Genomic DNA, 19365 nt, shown 5'->3' with positions numbered 1-19365 from the left:
GAGGGAATACTATGACACTTCGCGCGCGGATACTGGGGGCGGCTGCCGGTGGTGGCCTCCCTCAATGGAATTGCGGTTGCGAAAATTGCAACCTTGCGCGGGCTGGGCAGATACCGTCCCAAATGCAAAGCTCTGTCGCGTTCAGCGGAAATGGATCGGATTGGGCGATCCTGAACGCGTCGCCTGACATTCGCGATCAGATGGCGAACTCGCCCGAACTGCACCCCACGGCGCTGCGTGAATTGCCGCTGCGTTCGGTGTTGGTGACGAACGGCGATATCGACCATGTGGCGGGCCTGTTGATCCTGCGGGAACAGCAACCGTTTCAGCTATTTGCCACCGCCGAAATCCACAGTGTTCTGGCACAGAACCCGATTTTTGACGCCCTGCGCGCGAACATCGTGATCCGCAAGGAGATCGCCCTGAACGAACCGTTTGAGCTGGCCCCTGACCTAACCGCGACCCTGTTTGCCGTGCCAGGCAAGGTGCCATTGTATATGGAAGGCGAGGTGATCCAGACCGACCGAGAGGGCGAACAAACCGTTGGCGTTCACCTGCAGGCGGGCGGCAAAGATGCCTACTACATCCCTGGCTGCGCGCTGGTGAAACCTGATTTGGCGGATCGGCTACGCGGCGCGGAGATGGTGATGTTTGACGGCACGCTGTGGCACGATAACGAAATGATCGACATGGGCCTGTCGCAAAAAACGGGACAGCGCATGGGGCATATGTCCATCGCTGGGCCCGAGGGGTCGATGGCTGCGTTCGCGGATCTGGGCATCGCGCGCAAAATCTATGTCCATATGAACAACAGCAATCCCGTTCTGCGCCCCGACAGCGCCGAACGCGCCAAGGCCGAGGCGAACGGTTGGTCCATCGGCCAAGACGGAATGGAGATCACCCTATGACAGCCAGCCGCGAAGAATTCGAAGCCCGCCTTCGCCAGATTGGGGCGGATCGCTACCACGACAAACATCCGTTTCATCACATGCTGCACGGGGGCGAATGTTCGCCTGCTCAGGTGCGGGCGTGGGTGATTAACCGATTTTATTATCAGGCCAGCATCCCGATGAAGGACGCGGCGTTTATGTCGCGCGTTGATGATCCCGCCCTTCGCCGCGCGTGGCGCAGCCGGATCGAGGATCACGACGGTCACGGCGAAAACGAAGGCGGCATTGAACGCTGGCTGCGTCTGGCCGATGCCGTGGGTCTGGACCGCGACTATGTCGCCAGCAAGGCGGGCGTTCTGCCAGCCACGAAATTCGCGGTGGACGCCTATGTGCGGTTCGTTCGGGAAAAACCGTTGTTAGAGGCTGTTGCAGCATCGCTAACGGAACTATTCGCGCCGAAAATCCACGCGGACCGGATCAAGGGGCTGCTGGCGAACTATGACTTTGCCGATGACCGCAGCATGTCCTATTTCAAACGCCGCCGCACATCGAACGGCTTTTCGCGTTCGAGGATTATTTCGTCTGCCTGTGCCGGTCTGATCACCCGTTGCTGCGGCGCGGGCAATCGTTGTCGTTGGACGACCTGCTGGATTTTTCCCACGTCGTCGTCAGCTCGACCGGTGATCCCCGCGCGGCCTTTGACGCGGTTTTGGAACGGCAGGGCAGATCGCGCAACATCGCCGCAACAATCATGAATTTCACCATGGTGCCAGAGCTGCTGTTGCGGTCTGATTTGATTGGCGTTTTCACACACAGAACGTCCACCTATTTGACGGAACGCTATACGCTGTCGATCGCGCCCGTCCCGATCGAGGTTGCTCCAAACGCCAACCATCTGATCTGGCATCGACGGTATTCCAACGATCCGGCGCACAGATGGCTGCGCGATGAACTGCGGCGCGAATGGGAACGTTCGGGGGCAAAGCGCGCTAAGATCACGTTCTGATTCCGTGCATTTGGGGTGCGGCCCAAAATTCAGCGCCCGTTTCCGCCACGTTATCCGCCAGAAAACATTCGTCATTTATCCAGATGGTAGATTTTTCCCAACTGAAGTCTTGACCGATTGGTCACTTTTTTTAGGGTTATTGTATCGATGCGGGCGATAGACCCGCCGACAACCGGGAGAAATTTATGAAAAAGACGATTTTGCTAACAGCCGCGCTGTTGGCGTCTACAGCGCTATCGGCATCGGCCGAAACTTTGCGTTGGGCGCGGGCAGGTGACAGTCTGACCTTGGACCCTCATGCCCAAAACGAAGGTCCGACGCACACTTTGGCGCATCAGATTTACGAACCTTTGATCATCCGCGACATGACGGGCGCGTTTCAGGCCGCGCTAGCGACCGATTGGGCCCCGAAAGAGGGCGATCCGAATGTGTGGGTGTTTAACCTGCGTCAGGGCGTGACCTACCACGACGGCGCCGATTTCACCGCCGAGGATGTGGTGTTTTCGATCAACCGCGCAAAAACCGAAGATTCCGACATGAAGGAACTGCTGACATCGATCGTCGATGTTGTAGCCGTGGATGATTACACTGTCGAAATCGTCACGGACGGCCCGAACCCAATTCTGCCGTCGAACCTGACCAACCTGTTCATGATGGACAAAACCTGGGCCGAGGCGAACAACACGGTCGAGGTGCAGGACGTCGAAGGTGGCGAAATGACCTTTGCCACCACCAACACAAACGGCACTGGCCCGTATAAATTGGTCAGCCGCGAACCTGATGTGCGCACCGTTCTGGCGGCAAATGATGCCTATTGGGGCGTCGGAGAGTTCCCGCTAGAAGTGTCCGAAATCATCTATACCCCGATCCAAAACGCTGCGACCCGCGTAGCGGCATTGCTGTCGGGCGAGGTTGATTTCATTCAGGACGTTCCCGTTCAGGATCTTGGCCGCGTTGCCAATACCGATGGTCTGGTTGTCAAAACCGCCCCGCAAAACCGTGTGATTTTCTTTGGTCTGAACATGGGTTCGGCTGATATCGTGAATGACGACGTCGAAGGCGCGAACCCGCTGGCTGATGTTCGCGTGCGTCAGGCGATGTCGATGGCGATCAACCGCGATGCAATCAAACAGGTTGTTATGCGCGGTCAGAGCCAGCCTGCGGGCATGATTGCTCCGCCTTTCGTGAACGGCTGGACCGCCGAAATGGACGGTTCGACCCAAACCGATATCGATGCGGCAAAGGCGCTGATGGCCGATGCCGGTTATGCAGACGGTTTCTCGATCCAGCTGGATTGCCCGAACGACCGTTACATCAACGACGAAGCTATCTGTCAGGCGACCGTAGGTATGCTGGCGCAGATTGGCATCACTGTTAATCTGGATGCCAAACCCAAAGCGCAGCATTTCCCGCTGATCACCAACGATCAGACCGATTTCTACATGCTGGGCTGGGGCGTTCCGACTTACGATTCTGAATACATCTTTAATTTCCTTGTTCACACCCGCGGCGAAGAGCGCGGTTCGTGGAACGGAACTGGGTATTCGAACGCTGACGTAGACGCGATGATTCAATCGCTGGCGTCGGAAACGGATCTGGACGTGCGTAACGCCACCATTCAATCCATTTGGGACGAAGTGCAGGCCGAAACCATGTACATTCCGATCCACCACCAAGTGCTGAACTGGGGTATGACCGACGCCGTTGGTATCGACGTCAGCCCAGAGGACGATCCAAAGTTCAAATTCTTTAGCATGAACTAATCACACGGGCAGGACTCTGCCCCAGCTATTGCGCCGCGCGGGCCTGACTTGCGCGGCGTTCGCTACAAATAACGGGGCCAAAAATGCTGGCTTATATGATCCGACGGGTTTTTCAGTCGGTTATCGTTTTATTGGTTGTTGGTCTGGTTGCGTTTTCCATGTTCCGATTTGTCGGCGATCCGGTCGATAACATGTTGGGGCAGGAACGCACGCAGGCGGACATCGAACGACTGCGCGAACAACTGGGTTTGGACGAAAACTTTGTCGTGCAGTATTGGCGGTTTCTGGAACAGGCCGTTCAGGGTAATTTCGGGCTTAGCTATCGCCAAGGCCGCCCAGTGGCCGACATTCTGGTCGAACGTCTGCCCGCAACGCTAGAGCTGGCGCTGGTATCAGGCCTGATCGCGTTGATTGGCGGCATCGCTTTGGGCATTTTTACAGCCATTCGCAAACGCGGCATCGCGGCGAACCTGATCATGACGGGGTCTTTGATCGGTGTGTCATTGCCCACGTTTTTGATCGGGATCGTGCTGATCTACGTGTTTTCTGTCGAATTGGGCTGGTTGCCCAGCTTTGGCCGCGGCGAAGTCACCGATCTGGGCTGGTGGACGACTGGGTTTCTAACGGTCAGCGGCCTAAAGGCGCTGATCCTGCCCGCGATCACGCTGGGTTTGTACCAAATGACGTTGATTATGCGCCTTGTCCGAACTGAAATGTTAGAGGTCCTGCGCATGGACTACATCCGTTTCGCCCGCGCCCGCGGCATCCGTCAGCGGTCGATCCATTTTCGGCACGCGCTGAAAAATACTCTGGTGCCCGTGATCACGATCACAGGTTTGCAGCTGGGTTCGATCATCGCCTTTGCCATCATCACGGAAACGGTTTTCCAGTGGCCAGGCGTCGGGCTGTTGTTCATCAACGCGGTGCAATTCGTCGATATTCCCGTCATGGCCGCATATCTGATGATGATTTCGGTGATGTTCGTCGGGATCAATTTGATCGTTGATATGCTGTACTTTGCCATCGATCCGCGTCTGCGCGTCGATCGAAAAGGAGGGCATTAAGATGTCCGATATTTCCACAAAACCGCCATCGCGAATGCGGTCCATCTGGGACAGCGATCTAGCGTATTCGTTCCGCAGGTCGCCTGTGGCGCTGGTCTCGGCTCTGGTTGTTTTGGTGCTGGTGCTATGCGCGGTTTTCGCGGCGTTCCTTGCGCCGCATGACCCATTCAATCCCGCGACCTTGAACCTGATGAATGGGTTCACGCCGCCCAATACGAACAACGCGTTCACGGGCGATTACTTTGTCTTAGGCACCGACGATCAGGGCCGCGATGTTCTGTCGACTATTCTGTACGGCATGCGCATTTCGCTGTTCGTGGGCTTTGCCGCAGTCCTGCTGGCGATGATTTTGGGCGTGTTTCTGGGCCTTTTGGCGGGTTATGCAGGCGGCTGGACGGACACGGTGATCATGCGCGTGGCCGACGTTCAGCTGACGTTTCCCGCGATCCTAGTCGCCATGCTGATTTTCGGGATCGCCAAGGGCATCACCCCGCCCGAATACCGCGATCAGATGGCGATTTGGGTTCTCGTCCTTGCTATTGGCCTGTCCGATTGGGTGCAATTCGCGCGCGTTGTGCGCGGGGCGACGCTGGTCGAAAAGAACAAAGAATACGTTCAAGCCGCCAAACTGATCGGACGTTCGCCGCTGGCGATCATGATCAAACACATCCTGCCGAACGTCCTGAACCCTGTGTTGGTCATCGCGACCATATCGCTGGCGCTAGCCATCATCGCCGAAGCCACGCTGTCGTTCCTAGGCGTCGGCGCGCCCCCGACCAAACCGTCATTGGGCACGCTGATCCGCATCGGCCAAGAGTTCATGTTCTCGGGCGAATGGTGGATTTTGTTTTTCCCTGCCGCGACGCTGCTGGCATTGGCACTGTCGATCAACCTGCTGGGCGACTGGCTGCGTGATGCATTGAACCCGAGGCTGCGATGACAAAGACTCCTGTTTTATCTGTCCGCGATCTGATCGTTGAAATCCCAACGCGGCGCGGTGTTTTGCGGCCCGTGGACCGCGTAAGCTATGACATCCATTCGGGCCAAATTTTGGGCGTCGTGGGTGAATCCGGCGCGGGTAAGTCGATGACGGGCAATGCTGTTATCGGTCTGCTAGACCGGCCTGCGCGGATCACCTCGGGCGAAATTTTGTTGTCGGGCGAACCGATCCACCAGCTGCAGGGCGAACCCCTGCGGCGGCTGCGCGGTAAACGCATGGGCATGATTTTTCAGGACCCGTTGACGTCGTTGAACCCGTTGCTGACCGTCGGCGAACAGTTGACCGAAACGATCCAAGAGCATCTGGGCCTATCCAATGCCGACGCCCGAAACCGCGCGATTGCCGCGCTAGAGGAGGTCGGCATTCCCGCCGCGCGTCAACGCATCGACAGCTATCCTCATGAATTTTCGGGCGGAATGCGCCAGCGGGTCGTGATTGCGCTGGCCCTATGCGCCGAACCTGAATTGATCATCGCCGATGAACCCACGACCGCGTTGGACGTGTCGGTTCAGGCACAGATTATCGCGCTGCTGAAACGACTGTGCCGCGAAAGGGGCGTCGCGGTCATGCTGGTGACCCACGATATGGGCGTCATCGCCGAAGCCGCCGACCGCGTTGCCGTCATGTACGCAGGACGATTGGCCGAATTGGGCGCAGTGCGCGATGTCGTGATGTCGCCCAGCCACCCGTATACGGCTGGATTGATGGCCTCGACCCCGCTGGCCAGTATCGGGCAGAAACGGCTGCGCCAAATCCCGGGATCAATGCCGCGATTGGGGGCGTTGCCCGACGGGTGCGCGTTTCATCCGCGCTGCGAACGGGCCACCGATCAATGCAAAACGGGGGGTAGCCCGACCATAGCCTCTGGCGGCGGGCGCGCCGCGTGTATCCATCCTTTGCCCGCCGCAAAGAGTGAGGTCACCCAATGAACAAAATCATCGATGTATCAAACCTGAACCGTATCTTTGACGTGTCCAAACCGTGGCTGAACCGCGTGATTGAACGCAAAGAAAAGGCATATCTGGCCGCAGTTAGCGACGTCAGTTTCGGGATCGAAGAAAACAGCGTCTATGCTCTAGTCGGCGAAAGCGGATCGGGCAAATCGACCATCGGCAAGATGATCGTTGGTTTGCTGTCGCCCAGCAGCGGTAGCGTGGAAATCAACGGCGTCGATCTGATGCGCGAAATGGACAAGGTCAAGGTCGACACCGTCCGTTCCGACATTCAGATGATTTTTCAGGATCCTTACGCGTCGCTGAACCCGCGATGGAAGGTGCGCAATATCATTGCTGAACCCGTTGCGGCTCGCGGTGGCGATACCAAAGGGCTGGCCGAAAAGCTGCTGGAACAGGTCGGTCTGTCGGCAGGGGACGCGGACAGATTTCCACATGAGTTTTCGGGCGGGCAAAGGCAGCGGATTTGTATCGCGCGAGCTTTGGCCTCGGGTCCGAAAATCATTGTGTGTGATGAACCAACCTCGGCCTTGGACGTGTCTGTTCAGGCGCAGGTTTTGAACCTGATGTCAGATTTGCGCGATGAACTGGGGCTGACGTATTTATTCATCAGCCACGATTTGACTGTCGTTCAACACATGGCCGACAAAATCGGCGTGCTGTATTTGGGCCGTCTGGTCGAAGAAGCGCCGCGCGAAACCCTGTTCGCCAATCCCAAACACCCCTACACGCAAATGTTGTTCGATGCGGCGCCACGGATGGACAGCTTTGGTCGGGAAATTCCGCCGCCTCAGGGCGAAATTCCGGATGCGATCAACCCGCCGTCTGGCTGTGCATTCCACCCGCGTTGCCCGATGGCGACCGAAGTCTGTCGGCGCGAAATTCCAGCGCTGCGCGACATATCAGGGGCGCGTGTTGCCTGTCATTTAGCTGAATGACAGGCAGGATTGTCCTGTTTTTTTGGGCGTTTGCATACATTTAAGCCTATTTATACGATGTTGCGGGGCCGTTGACGCGATATCATTTGACTTTGTCTGCTCTGATTGAAAGATTTTACCATACGGTAAAATAAAGGAGTGCAGCGGTGACATCTCTTGCGACAACTTTCACGGGCCTGAAATTCGTTAATCCATTTGTGCCGGCATCGGCGCCGCCGACGGAAAGCAAACGAAAGATCCTAAAGGCATTTGAATCGGGATGGGGCAGGGTCGTCACCAAAACGATTGGTCTGCATCCGGTTGAAAACGTCGCGGGGCCGCGCACCATTTTCCAACGTGCGAACGAAGAAAAACCATATGTGTCGCGCTCCAAACGGCCCAATTCGGTGTCGCATTCGTCGTGGAACTGGGAACTGATTTCAGATCAGCCGCTGGATCTGTGGATCCCAGACCTAATCGACATCAAAAAGGCCTATCCAGACCGTATGTTGATCGCGTCTATCATGGCGGGCGCGGGCAGCGAACAAGAGATGAAAAACTGGCAAAAACTGGCAACCGCGACGGTCGATGTGGGCTGTGATGCGATTGAACTGAATTTGTCGTGCCCGCACATGGATCGCAAAGATATGGGCGCGCATATCGCGAACGACGAAACCATTATTCGGTCGATTTTACAGGCAGTTACCAGCGTTGTTGATGTGCCGATCTGGGTCAAACTAACGCCGAATACGTCGTCGCTGGTTGATGCGGCGTGGGCGGCCTATGACGCGGGCGCATCGGCGTTGTCGCTGTGTAATTCGTTCCCGTCCATGCCGCTGATGGACCCCGAAACCCTGAAATTCGAGGTCGAGGTAGACGGGCTGGTTTCCTCGGGCGTTTCCTGACCGCGCGATTTCCGGCATCGGCGGGATAAAAGGGTTCCACGGGGCGTTCAACTTTATCGCGCATGGGGCGGGCAATTTGCAGGTCTGCACCGCCGCGATGGAGGAAAAAGGCAGCGGCGGCGTAGGCGTGAAACTAATTCAGGAACTAACCCAAGATTTGCTGGATTTTCTGGAACGCAAAGGGTTCAATTCGATCGAAGAGTTCCGCGGAATTGCCAGTTCGCGCGTGGTCGAACAATCCGCCGTTCGCCGCAAAAGCGAAGAATACAACGGCGGCTACACCACCCCTGAATTGGCGGTCGAAGAATAGTGATAGGTGGCCGCGATTGTGACGGCCACCACCCAAATTCACATCAGTTCCGACATAGCGACGGCGCGGTTTTCGGCAATCGAACGCTGCGCTGCCATCCCCATTAGGACGGCCATTATACCGTCGTGGATCGACACCTCGGGTGCGGATCGTTGTCCGCGTACTAATTCCAGAAACTTTTGATGTTGATAGAATGTCGATCCGTTGTGATCGCCTGCCTCTAACAGGGTCGGGTCCACAGGGATTTCGCGTAGCTCGGGGCCTTTGGGCGCGCGCGGGCTGACGATTAGCTGCGGGATCGGGGCGTCGCCCAGATGGTCGGGCCAGAAACGGCCGGGGCCTGGCACTAACGCTTCGACTTTGCCTTTTGGGCCGACGGCCGAGATTTCCTCTTGGTACCGCGCGCCTTCGGCGAACATGCATAGCTCCAGCATAGCGCGGGTGCCGTTGTCGAAATCCACGATGACATAGCCGTTGTCCAAAATATCGGGCGTTTCGCCGTCATAGGTTTCATCCAAATGGTTGGCGTCCTGACCGCCTGATGCCATTACGCGCAGTGGCTCTGCCCCCAATGTGAGGCGCATGAGGTCAAAGAAATGGCAGCATTTTTCGACAAATGTGCCGCCCGTGTAGCGGTTGAATCTGTTCCAATCACCAACCTTTTTCAAAAACGGAAAACGGTGTTCGCGGATGGTTAGCATTTTAATCCCGCCCGTGGAGTCCTGCGCGCAATCCACCATCGCGGCGACGGGGGGCATGTATCGGTACTCCATCGCGACCCAAACAGGCGCGGGGTAGGTTTCGATGAACGTATTCAGCGCGGGCAGCTGCGCGGGATCGGTGAACAGCGGCTTTTCCACCAATATCGGCACGGGCCGTTTGGCGGCGATTTCTTGCAGTTGTTCGACGTGTCGAAAATTGGGGCTGGCGATTAGGATGCAGTCTAATTCGGGATGATCCAGTAGCGCGCTGATGCTGTCCACGAACGTCGCATCGGGGGCGAAGTTCGCGGCCGTTGCCTGCATATCGGCGTCGGGTTCGAAAATGACTGATACTTGCGTGTCGGGCAACAACGCGATGTTACGCAGGTGTTCCTGCCCCATCATGCCGCAGCCGATGATGCCGTAGTGGGTGATGTTTGACATGTTGCCTCCCTATTTTAGGCGCTGCACGTAGCGCGCCGTTGTGTGGTCAAACCAAGTGCGGGAAAATTCGACCGTTCCGATCTGGTCGGAATGGCTGAACCTTTCGATAAATCCTGTGTGGGTTTCGGCGGGCAGGGGGAAGTCCAGCGGCGCCCAGTCGGGAACGGTGCCGACGCCTACGTAATCTTCGGCGCGGGAAATCCAGAAACCCAGCTGCATTTTGTAATAGCGGTACAGCGAATCGGACAGCTTTGCAGGGTCAATTTTGCCGGCGGAACCGTCTAGCCAGATTTCCTCTAGCGCGATGGGAACACGATTGAGATACCTTATACGCCGCACGCGGGTCGCCGTGTCTGATGTGCCAAAGGGGGGCAGGTCGGCGGTTTTGGTCATGTCATCGACGCTGATGATTTTCGCTGTGGGCAGCCCGCCACCAGAACGCAGTTCTAGACGGAACATCGAATAAATACTGTCAACGGCCGCGCCTGACCGCACATAGTTTCCAGACCCGTGGATGCGTTCGATCAGGCCTTTTTCTTCTAATATATCCAATGCCTTGCGCAAAGTTCGAACGGTGGTGAAATGCTGTTTTGCCAGCTCTCTTTCTGGAGGCAGGCGCGTGCCGTCGATCAGCTGGCCAGACGCGATTTCGCGGATCAGGACTTCGCTGATTTGGACATAAATCGGTAGCGCTGTGGTCGCCGCGCTTTTTTCATAAATGGGCTGTGTCATGCGGGTCCAGAAAAAATTGATACACTATTGATCCAGATCAAAGACACGGGTTACGCTGTCGAAAGTCAAGCGGTTTCTGAGGAGCAGCCGCGACGCACAAACGCCAAAGTAGGAGGAGTTGGTCATGGGTGTCGTTCCCGTCACATCCCACGATCTGGACGCAGTCGAAGTATCGTGGTTCGCCGCGTTGTGTTCAGACGACTACCAATTTCTGGGCGTGCCTGACGGGTCGCTGCGGTCATCGTGGGATCACTGTTCCCAGATCGTCAAAACCGCCGAGGCGCAGGGGTTTCGCAACATTTTGTGTCCGTCGTCCTATCAGGTAGGGCAGGATACGCTTAGCTTTGTTGCGGGCTGTGCGCCGATCACGGATCGGATCAATATGCTGGCCGCGGTGCGCTGCGGTGAAATGCAGCCCATCATGCTGGCCCGCACCATCGCGACGCTGGATCACATGCTGCAAGGACGGCTGACGGTTAACATCATCTCTTCCGATTTTCCGGGCGAAGTCGCCGATAGCAGCTATCGTTACCAACGGTCGCGCGAAGTCGTGGAGATCCTGAAACAGGCCTGGACCAGCGATGAAATCAATCACGCGGGGTCGGTCTATAATTTCAGCGGCCTAACGACGGACCCCGTGCGCCCGTATCAAACGGGTGGTCCGCTGCTGTATTTTGGCGGCTATTCGCCTGATGCGCTGGAACTGTGCGGCCAACATTGCGACGTCTATCTGATGTGGCCCGAAAAGATCGATGAACTGGCTGGCCGTATGAAGGCCGTCAACGCAGTGGCCGAACGATATGGCCGCACGTTGGATTACGGCCTGCGCGTGCATGTCATCGTCCGCGATACCGAAGCCGAGGCCAAAGAATACGCCGAATATATCGTGTCTAAACTGGATGACGGGCAGGGCGACGCGATCCGCAATCGCGCCCAAGACGCCAAATCGCTGGGCGTTAGCCATCAGGCCAAAAACCGCGAAATTGCCGATGATCATGGGTATATTGAACCGAACCTATGGACGGGCGTTGGCCGCGCGCGTTCGGGTTGCGGCGCGGCGATTGTCGGTTCGACGGATCAGGTGTTGTCAAAGCTGGAAGAATACAAAAAAATGGGGATACGGGCCTTTATCCTGTCTGGGTATCCACATCTGGACGAGGCCGAACACTTTGGCAGCCGCGTATTGCCGCAAATGAAAACCTGTTCTTTGCCGCATGCCTATGGCCGCGTGCCACCTTCGACACCGCAAACACCACTAGGAATTGGAGAACGCCGCTAATGATGCCGCGCGTATCTATCGCCCCCGATCTGACCTTTAGCCGCCTGATTTACGGGATGTGGCGGCTGGCCGACGACCAAAATACCAGCCCCGCCCATGTCGAGGCAAAGATTAACGCCTGTTTGGATCAAGGCATCACAACCTTTGACCAAGCCGACATTTATGGCGGCTACACCGCCGAGGATGTGCTGGGGGCCGCCCTATCCGCGAACCCGTCGCTGCGGGATAAGATCGAAATCGTGACCAAATGCGACATCGTCGCGCCCGTTGGGCGGTACGCCGATGCGCCCGTCAAATATTACGACACATCGCGCGACCACATCCTGAAATCCGTCGATCTGTCGCTACAGGCGATGAATATCGATCATATCGACCTGCTGCTGATCCACCGCCCTGATCCGTTGATGGATCACAATGAAACGGGCCAAGCGTTGGACGACATCGTCGCCAGCGGCAAGGTCCGCGCGGTCGGCGTGTCCAATTTCCGCCCTTGGGATTGGAACCTGCTGCAATCGGCTATGAAAACGCCATTGGTCACAAACCAGATCGAGGTTTCATTGTCCGCGATCGCGCCGTTCACTAATGGCGATATCGCGTTCCATCAGCAGCACGGACAGCCGATCATGGCGTGGTCGCCGCTTGGTGGTGGCGCGTTGATGACGGGGCAAGGGCAGTTGGCCGAACGGCTGGACGATATCGCCGCAGAGTTCGGCGTAGACCGCGCTGCCGTTGCGGTTGCGTTTTTGCTGCGCCACCCTGCGAATATCCTGCCTGTGCTGGGCACGAATACTTTGTCGCGGATCGCGACGATTTCGGATGCGCTCAAGGTCGAATTGGATCGGCCAACGTGGTTCGCCTTGTATGAATCCGCCCTAGGCCAAGAGGTGCCATAGGATGTTGCGGTTAGCCGAACCCATGCACAGCTTTGTGCCTGATACGACCAACCACCGCAGCCTGCGCGACGCGTTTGGGCAATTCGCAACTGGCGTCACCATTGTCACGGCTGGGTCGGACGCGGGGCCGGTTGCGATCACGGCGAATAGTTTCAGTTCGGTGTCATTGGACCCGCCGCTGGTATTGTGGTCGCCGCAAAAAACATCGCGCAGGTTTCCCTATTTCGTGGGCGCAGACCATTTCGCCATTCACGTCCTGTCGTCCGATCAAAAGGATCTATGCTGGTCCGTGGCCAAAGAAATGGACGCGCTAAATCGGGTCGATTTCACCGAGAACGAACACGGTGTGCCGCTGCTCGATGGGTGCCTTGCGCGGTTTGAATGTGCGCGCCACGCGGTCCACGATGGGGGCGATCACGACATCATCATTGGCCACGTTTTGCGTGCGTCCGTGCGCGACGACGGCGATCCTTTGGCGTTCTACCAAGGCAAGATGACAAGGATATCGCACTAAAACCCCAGAGGAGGGGGGGACGCGTATCCAATCAAAAATCGGGGCGGGCTGGCGATGGCCCGAACCACCAAAAAACGGGAGGAAACAATGAACAAATTTACGATGACGACCGCCGTTTCGTTGACGTTGGTGGCTGGTGCGGCCAATGCGGATGAAATCGACTTTCTTTGCTATCAGGATGCGACCGAATGCGATGTGCTCGCGGGTTTGCTGCCTGCCTTTACCGCGGAAACGGGCCACACCGTTAATCTAGAGACCGTGGGCTACGACGTGATCCGCGACCAGCTGGAAAACCAACTGCAAACGGATGCGGCGCCTGATGTGGCGCGTGTGACGAACCTTGGCGGTTTGAACCAATATTATCTGGATCTGACGCCTTATGTGGACGTGGCTGCGTGGGAAACGGCATATGGCGCGACCCTGCCGTGGTTCCGTGCCCCGGGCGGCGATGATCAGGGCATTTACGGCTGGATGACGCAGTTGACCGTCACTGGTCCATTCGTGAACGTGTCGCTGTTTGATGATGCGGGCGTTGACATGCCGGGCGAAGGCGCGACGTGGGATGATTGGGCCGCTGCCCTGATGGAGGTCAAAGAAAACACAGGCATCACCGCAGGTCTGGCGATGGACCGAACCGCGCACCGTTGGGCGGGACCTGCGTTTTCCTATGGCGCGAAATTCTTTGACGATGCTGGCAACCCGATCTTGGTTGATGACGGTTTCCGTGAATACGCCAAGGTATTCGTTGGTTGGCACGAAAGCGGCCTAATGCCCGCCGAAGGTTGGCCCGCAGGCGAAGGCACGCAATATCGCAACGCAGCCCCATTGTTCCAGTCGGGCGATGTGGCGATGCACATGTCGGGGTCGTGGATGATCAACAGCTATGCTGACAACATCACCGATTTCGATTGGAAAGCCGTTCCAGCCCCCTGCGGCGACGGCGGTTGCGGCGCAATGCCAGGCGGCGCGGCTGTGGTCGCGTTTGAATCCACCGACGCCCCTGAGGCCTCGGCCATGTTCATCGATTTCCTAGCCCGCCAAGAAAACGCAGCGTCCTTTGCCGCGCAGACCAAAAACATCACCGCGCATCAGGGCCTGCAAGAATCTGGCATTGATTACGCCGATGCGTCCCCTGCGGTTGCGGCTGCGCTGTCGGTCTTTGCGGCGAATGCTGGCGTCGCGGCGAAAACCACGCCGCAGGCCTACACGTTCCAAGGCTATTCGAAAAACTTTGTGATCTATGGTGTGATCCCCGATTACATCACCAAAGCGATCACAGGTGAGATGTCGCTGGACGACGCATTGGCCGCCATCGACGCAGACGTCGCGGCAAAAATCGCAGAATAAGCGTCAGGAGGCATTCGTATGACTGAGGCGCTCCACGCCGCATTTGCGGGTGCCCCTTGGCCGCTATATCTGCTGGTCTATTTGATAACCGGTTGGGCGTTTTTGCGCCCGACTGGCCCCATCTGGGATCGGTTCGTCAGCGTTGTTGGCTGGCCGATCGAACTGACTCAACGTTTGGCTGGCGCGACTGGCCTGCCGTATCTGTTTTTGCTGCCTAACATGTTGATTTTCGGTGCTTTTACCTTTGCGCCGATGTTCATCAACCTTGGGTTTTCGGTGACCGAAGGCCAATCTATCCTGTTTTCCGATCGCGATTGGGCGGGGCTGGATAATTTGCGGCGTCTGCTGGCCGAAACACAGATCGATACTGGCGCACCCAACCTAGAGGACGACAAATTCTTGTCCGCTGTCTACAGCACGGCGACCTTTGTCGTGTTTCAGGTGCCGATCATGATCGTGATCGCGTTGGTGTCTGCGCTGGCGCTAAACCGCAAAATCGTTGCGCGCGGGTTTTGGCGCGCGGTGTTTTTCTATCCCGTGATGCTGTCGCCCGTGGTCGTCGGATTTTTGTGGTCGCTGATCCTGAAACGTCAGGGGGTTTTGTCGCAAACGCTGATCGGGTGGGGCTGGATTGACGAACCCATTCAATGGCTGACCGACCCCAGCTGGACGATGTTCTGGTCTGTGTTTGTCTACACTTGGGCGCATCTGGGGTTTTACATGTTGATCCTGTTGGCGGGCCTACAGGCCATTCCCCGCGACGTGTACGAGGCCGCCGAAATGGACGGCACGCCCGCATGGCGGCAGCTAACGCGGATCACCATCCCGCTGCTGGCCCCCACATTGCTGGTCGTCACGGTGCTTTCGCTGATCAAAGCGTTCCAAGCCTTTGAGGAACTATACGCGATGTCGGTCCGTTGGACATCGCTAGTTGCCTATATTTTCGAAACCTCGGGCCTGCGCGGACAGCCAACGGCAAACGGTTTGGGCATCGCGGCGATGGCGTCTTTGTTGGTCGCGATCGTGCTGATTTTCCTGTCGCTGATGCAGGTTTACCTATCTTCAAGATCGAGCAAACAATGAACGCAGTCACCACTTTTCTAACGCGCAAAGCGGGCGGTCAGCGGGCCAATTGGCTGGATTATCTGACTTATGCCTATCTGCTGTCTGGCGTTTTGCTGATCCTTTTGCCTGTGGCGTGGCTGGCGTTGAATTCGCTGAAATCGTCGTCGCAGTTGGAAAAACAGGACCTGTCGCTGCTGCCGTCGTCATTTGAAAACGTGGCGCGGGCGACTGTGGCGTTTCCTGATGGGAACCAGATTTTCTTTATCCCCGATCTGCCGCAATGGGTGCTGCATTGGAACGACCTGACCGATGATGAAAAGGCGGATCGTGATGTGGGCGCGTTTCTAAACGGCTATTCGGGGCGTGACCTGTATGCGCTGCGGTCGCACCTAAATCAGGTGCCGCAAATGGTGCGCGATTTGATCTCTGAAAAGGGTCTGCCCGACTGGCTGCTGCGCTATCCATCGATGTCTGCGTCGGCCAAATCCGAAGTGGATTTAGACGCTGTTTTGGCTGGCTTAGATACTGAAAACGTCCGATTGCTGTCTGAGTATCTGAACCTTGCGCCCTATGAACCAGCGCGCGTGTCACTGCAAATTTTGGTCACGGCGCCCGATCCTGTGACGGGGGTAGAAACCGAATTCGGCATTTCGAATTTCAAAGCAACCCGCGATTTCACCCCCGCCCGATATGTCGATAACCGCACCGACGAAGTCGTCCGTTTGGACACGGCATCCGTCACAATGCGGCGGATTTTCGATCCTAGCTGGGAAAATTTCACCGACCCGATCACGGGCCAAGCCTTTGGCGTGAATGTGAATTTCGCGACCTGTTTCACCAACTCGGTTCTGGTGACAGTGATCGCGACGGTGCTGACGCTGCTGGTGAATTCGATGGCGGCTTTTGCGTTGGCGAAATACAAATTCCGCGGGCAGGTGACGTTCTTCGTGGTCATTCTGGCGACCCTAATGGTGCCGCCCACGATCACTTTGGTCGGCGTGTTTAAAGCGGTCTATGCAACGGGCCTATCGGGGTCGATCTGGGGCGTGATCATTCCGGGGGCCGCAACGCCAACGGGCGTGTTTTTGCTGCGCCAATACATGCTGTCGATCCCTGATGAATTGATCGAAGCCGCCCGCATGGACGCCGCCAGCGAATGGAAAGTGTACTGGCGAATTGTGCTGCCGCTTGCCCTGCCTGCGATTGCGGCCTTGGCGATCCTGTCGGTGATCTGGCGCTGGAACGATTTGATCCTGCCTCTGGTCGCTATTGCCACCACGAAAGAGGCCTATACGATCCAATTGTGCCTGTTGGAATTCCGCGGCGAACACCTAAGCCAAGAACACTATCGCCTAGCCATGACCATGGTCAGCCTTGTGCCGTCCACTTTGGTTTTTGTGTTCTTACAGAAATATATCACCACCGGCATTGCCAATACGGGGCTGAAATAATGACCAATCTTGTCCTATCGAATGTTGTCAAACACTATGGCTCGGTCGAGGTGATCCACGGCGTCGACATGGAAATCGCATCGGGTGAATTCTGCGTATTCGTCGGCCCATCTGGCTGCGGAAAATCGACCCTACTGCGGATGATTTCGGGTCTGGAATCCATCACCGACGGCGAAGTCCGCATCGATGGCGACGTCGTCAATCACGTCCCCGCCGCGCAGCGCGGGCTGGCCATGGTGTTTCAATCCTACGCCTTGTACCCGCATATGTCGGTCCGCAAAAACCTAAGCTTTGGTTTGGAAAATCTGAACACGCCCAAGGCTGAAATCGCCGCCCGCGTAGCCGAGGCTGCCCGCATGCTGCAAATCGACGATTATCTGGATCGCCGTCCGGGGCAATTGTCGGGCGGGCAACGTCAGCGCGTTGCGATTGGCCGCGCTGTTGTGCGCGAACCAAAGGTGTTTTTGTTCGATGAACCGCTTTCTAATCTGGATGCAGAGCTGCGCGTGAACATGCGCCGCGAAATCGCCAATCTGCACCGCCGTTTGGGCAATACGATGATTTACGTCACCCATGATCAGGTCGAGGCGATGACAATGGCCGACAAAATCGCGGTCCTACGGGCAGGGCGGGTGGAACAATTCGGAACGCCTTTGGATCTGTTTAACCGTCCCGTTAACAGGTTCGTCGCAGGGTTCATCGGATCGCCCGCGATGAATTTTGTCGATGCGCAGATCGCTGATGGCCGTGCGGTTTTGAACGACGGATCGGCGTTGAATATAGGGCCCGCGCGGCAGGGTATTCAAAATAGCGATCAGGTCGAATTGGGCGTCCGCCCCAGTGATTTGGTGATTGATGACACTGGCCCCATGTCCGCCACAGTGACCGAGGTCGAACAGCTGGGATCAGAAAGTTACTTGTTTGGCGAATTGCAGGACGGCAGTGTCGTGACCGTCCATCAGTCGGGGCAAACTAACGTGAAAATAGGCCAGCCAATTCGATTGTCTGCCGACCCCAGAGCCATGTATTTGTTCCGCAAAGACAACGGATTGGCATGTTACGAATGACAGACAAATTGCGCGCAATCGGGCCTGGTTTGTTGATGGCGGGGCTGGTTGCGATGGCGGCGCAGTTTTTGTCAGACCACTACGGCGCGCCTGCGATGCTGATGGCGATTTTGCTGGGCATCCCGTTTCAGTTCCTATCGACCGAACCGCGCACTTCGGCAGGGATCCAGTTCGCATCGCGCATGGTGTTGCGGATCGGGGTCGCTTTATTAGGCGTGCGGGTCAGCATCGACCTGTTTGCCAATATCGGCCCCGCGTTTGCCGCCGTCATCGCCGTGTCGGTGGTTGCCACGATATTTGCGGGGATATTCTCAGCCTCGGTTTTTGGGCGGGACCGCGCGTTCGGTTTTTTGGCTGGCGGCGCGGTCGCGATCTGCGGAGCCTCTGCCGCGTTAGCCATCGCCGCTTTCCTGCCCAAACATGACAAAAGCGAAACCGACCTGACCTTTGTCGTTGTGACCGTGACCGTTGCATCGACGATCGCCATGATCCTGTACCCGATTTTGGCGACGGCAATGGGGATGGACGTCAATCAGGCGGGCATCTTTTTGGGCGGAACGATCCACGACGTGGCCCAGGTTGTGGGCGCGGGGTTTTCCATGTCCGATGAAACGGGCGATGTGGCGACCTTGGTCAAATTGTTTCGGGTCACGATGCTGGCCCCTGTCGTTTTCATCGGCGCTTTGTTCTTTCGCAGTTCGGCCCAACACGGTGTGCGCCCGCCGTTGTTGCCTGGTTTCGTTCTGGGATTTTTCGCCCTCGTCCTGCTGAATTCGCTGCACGACATCCCGCCGATTGTGGGCGATGGTCTGGGCCAGATTTCGCGCGCTTGCCTGTTAACGGCGGTTGCGGCGGTAGGTATGAAAACCTCGGTTCAGGAACTGCGGAAGGTCGGCGGGACGTCGGTCGCGATGATCGGCGCGCTGACCGTGTTTCTGGCGGCTTTGGTCGCGGCAGGCATATTCCTGTTTTCGGCCTAAAGCGTTCCGAAATTCATCATACAAGCAGTCTGAAATCGGCGTTTTTGCAGCGCAGCATGAACGGAATTTTTTTTCCGCCTAAAT

Annotated in this window: 19 protein-coding genes and 1 pseudogene; 18 read left to right on the top strand and 2 right to left on the bottom strand. The window is 57.0% G+C overall.

What is annotated here, in order from left to right; all coding sequences use genetic code 11:
- Positions 1-11: 11 nt before the first annotated feature.
- From pqqB to BVC71_RS13150, 10 genes and pseudogenes are all read left to right on the top strand, one after another.
- Positions 12-908 (top strand): pyrroloquinoline quinone biosynthesis protein PqqB, encoded by an 897-nt coding sequence (gene pqqB, locus BVC71_RS13195; RefSeq protein WP_086452158.1) that lies wholly within the window; start codon positions 12-14, stop codon positions 906-908.
- Positions 905-1432: pseudogene (gene pqqC / locus BVC71_RS13190) on the top strand (pyrroloquinoline-quinone synthase PqqC); the annotation flags it as partial. The gene pqqB and the pseudogene pqqC, both read left to right, overlap by 4 nt.
- A gap of 5 nt (positions 1433-1437) precedes the next feature.
- Entirely contained in the window at positions 1438-1896 is a 459-nt protein-coding gene (locus BVC71_RS13185) for a LysR substrate-binding domain-containing protein (protein WP_086452157.1), read from the top strand.
- 185 nt (positions 1897-2081) lie between these two features.
- Positions 2082-3659 carry an ABC transporter substrate-binding protein gene (locus BVC71_RS13180; protein ID WP_086452156.1) on the top strand — a complete coding sequence of 526 codons (1578 nt, stop codon included), beginning with the start codon at positions 2082-2084 and terminating at the stop codon, positions 3657-3659.
- An 83-nt stretch (positions 3660-3742) separates the two neighbouring features.
- Positions 3743-4723: an ABC transporter permease gene (locus tag BVC71_RS13175; RefSeq protein ID WP_086452155.1), complete on the top strand. Its 981-nt coding sequence runs from the start codon at positions 3743-3745 to the stop codon at positions 4721-4723.
- A 1-nt stretch (position 4724) separates the two neighbouring features.
- Entirely contained in the window at positions 4725-5663 is a 939-nt protein-coding gene (locus tag BVC71_RS13170) for an ABC transporter permease (protein ID WP_086452275.1), read from the top strand.
- The gene (locus tag BVC71_RS13165) at positions 5660-6652 is read left to right on the top strand and encodes an ABC transporter ATP-binding protein (protein WP_086452154.1); all 993 of its coding nucleotides are present in this window, start codon (positions 5660-5662) and stop codon (positions 6650-6652) included. Before BVC71_RS13170 ends, BVC71_RS13165 begins: the two co-directional genes overlap by 4 nt.
- Positions 6649-7614 carry an ABC transporter ATP-binding protein gene (locus BVC71_RS13160; protein WP_086452153.1) on the top strand — a complete coding sequence of 322 codons (966 nt, stop codon included), beginning with the start codon at positions 6649-6651 and terminating at the stop codon, positions 7612-7614. The genes BVC71_RS13165 and BVC71_RS13160 overlap by 4 nt, the downstream gene beginning before the upstream one ends.
- A gap of 146 nt (positions 7615-7760) precedes the next feature.
- Positions 7761-8498: a tRNA-dihydrouridine synthase gene (locus tag BVC71_RS13155; RefSeq protein WP_086452152.1), complete on the top strand. Its 738-nt coding sequence runs from the start codon at positions 7761-7763 to the stop codon at positions 8496-8498.
- Between the two features lie 76 nt (positions 8499-8574).
- Complete coding sequence (locus tag BVC71_RS13150) at positions 8575-8808, top strand: hypothetical protein (RefSeq protein ID WP_165767773.1); 234 nt, start codon at positions 8575-8577, stop codon at positions 8806-8808.
- Positions 8809-8846: 38 nt separating this feature from the next.
- Here BVC71_RS13150 and BVC71_RS13145 read toward each other — a convergent pair whose 3' ends face one another.
- Both BVC71_RS13145 and BVC71_RS13140 read right to left on the bottom strand, forming a co-directional pair.
- A complete protein-coding gene (locus tag BVC71_RS13145) occupies positions 8847-9953 on the bottom strand; it encodes a Gfo/Idh/MocA family protein (protein ID WP_086452150.1) in 1107 nt (368 codons plus the stop codon).
- Positions 9954-9962: 9 nt separating this feature from the next.
- A complete protein-coding gene (locus BVC71_RS13140; RefSeq protein WP_086452149.1) occupies positions 9963-10685 on the bottom strand; it encodes a GntR family transcriptional regulator in 723 nt (240 codons plus the stop codon).
- A 124-nt stretch (positions 10686-10809) separates the two neighbouring features.
- On the opposite strand from BVC71_RS13140, the gene BVC71_RS13135 reads away from it, so the two are divergent.
- The 8 genes from BVC71_RS13135 to BVC71_RS13100 all read left to right on the top strand — a co-directional run bounded on the left by BVC71_RS13135 (position 10810) and on the right by BVC71_RS13100 (position 19281).
- Positions 10810-11964, top strand: coding sequence for an LLM class flavin-dependent oxidoreductase (locus BVC71_RS13135; protein ID WP_086452148.1), 1155 nt, complete (start codon positions 10810-10812; stop codon positions 11962-11964).
- A 2-nt stretch (positions 11965-11966) separates the two neighbouring features.
- Positions 11967-12857: an aldo/keto reductase gene (locus tag BVC71_RS13130; protein ID WP_086452274.1), complete on the top strand. Its 891-nt coding sequence runs from the start codon at positions 11967-11969 to the stop codon at positions 12855-12857.
- 1 nt (position 12858) lies between these two features.
- Positions 12859-13371, top strand: coding sequence for a flavin reductase family protein (locus tag BVC71_RS13125; RefSeq protein WP_240516860.1), 513 nt, complete (start codon positions 12859-12861; stop codon positions 13369-13371).
- 87 nt (positions 13372-13458) lie between these two features.
- Entirely contained in the window at positions 13459-14718 is a 1260-nt protein-coding gene (locus BVC71_RS13120; RefSeq protein ID WP_205905979.1) for an ABC transporter substrate-binding protein, read from the top strand.
- An 18-nt stretch (positions 14719-14736) separates the two neighbouring features.
- On the top strand, positions 14737-15801 hold the full coding sequence (locus BVC71_RS13115) for a carbohydrate ABC transporter permease (protein ID WP_086452147.1): 1065 nt from the start codon (positions 14737-14739) through the stop codon (positions 15799-15801).
- On the top strand, positions 15798-17234 hold the full coding sequence (locus tag BVC71_RS13110) for a carbohydrate ABC transporter permease (RefSeq protein WP_086452146.1): 1437 nt from the start codon (positions 15798-15800) through the stop codon (positions 17232-17234). The genes BVC71_RS13115 and BVC71_RS13110 overlap by 4 nt, the downstream gene beginning before the upstream one ends.
- On the top strand, positions 17234-18301 hold the full coding sequence (locus BVC71_RS13105; protein WP_086452145.1) for an ABC transporter ATP-binding protein: 1068 nt from the start codon (positions 17234-17236) through the stop codon (positions 18299-18301). Before BVC71_RS13110 ends, BVC71_RS13105 begins: the two co-directional genes overlap by 1 nt.
- A complete protein-coding gene (locus BVC71_RS13100; RefSeq protein ID WP_338036488.1) occupies positions 18298-19281 on the top strand; it encodes a YeiH family protein in 984 nt (327 codons plus the stop codon). The genes BVC71_RS13105 and BVC71_RS13100 overlap by 4 nt, the downstream gene beginning before the upstream one ends.
- Positions 19282-19365: the final 84 nt, after the last annotated feature.

The sequence above is a fragment of the Marivivens niveibacter genome, assembly GCF_002150005.2.
GTDB lineage: Bacteria > Pseudomonadota > Alphaproteobacteria > Rhodobacterales > Rhodobacteraceae > Marivivens > Marivivens niveibacter.
This window is presented reverse-complemented; position numbering and strand designations above follow the sequence as displayed.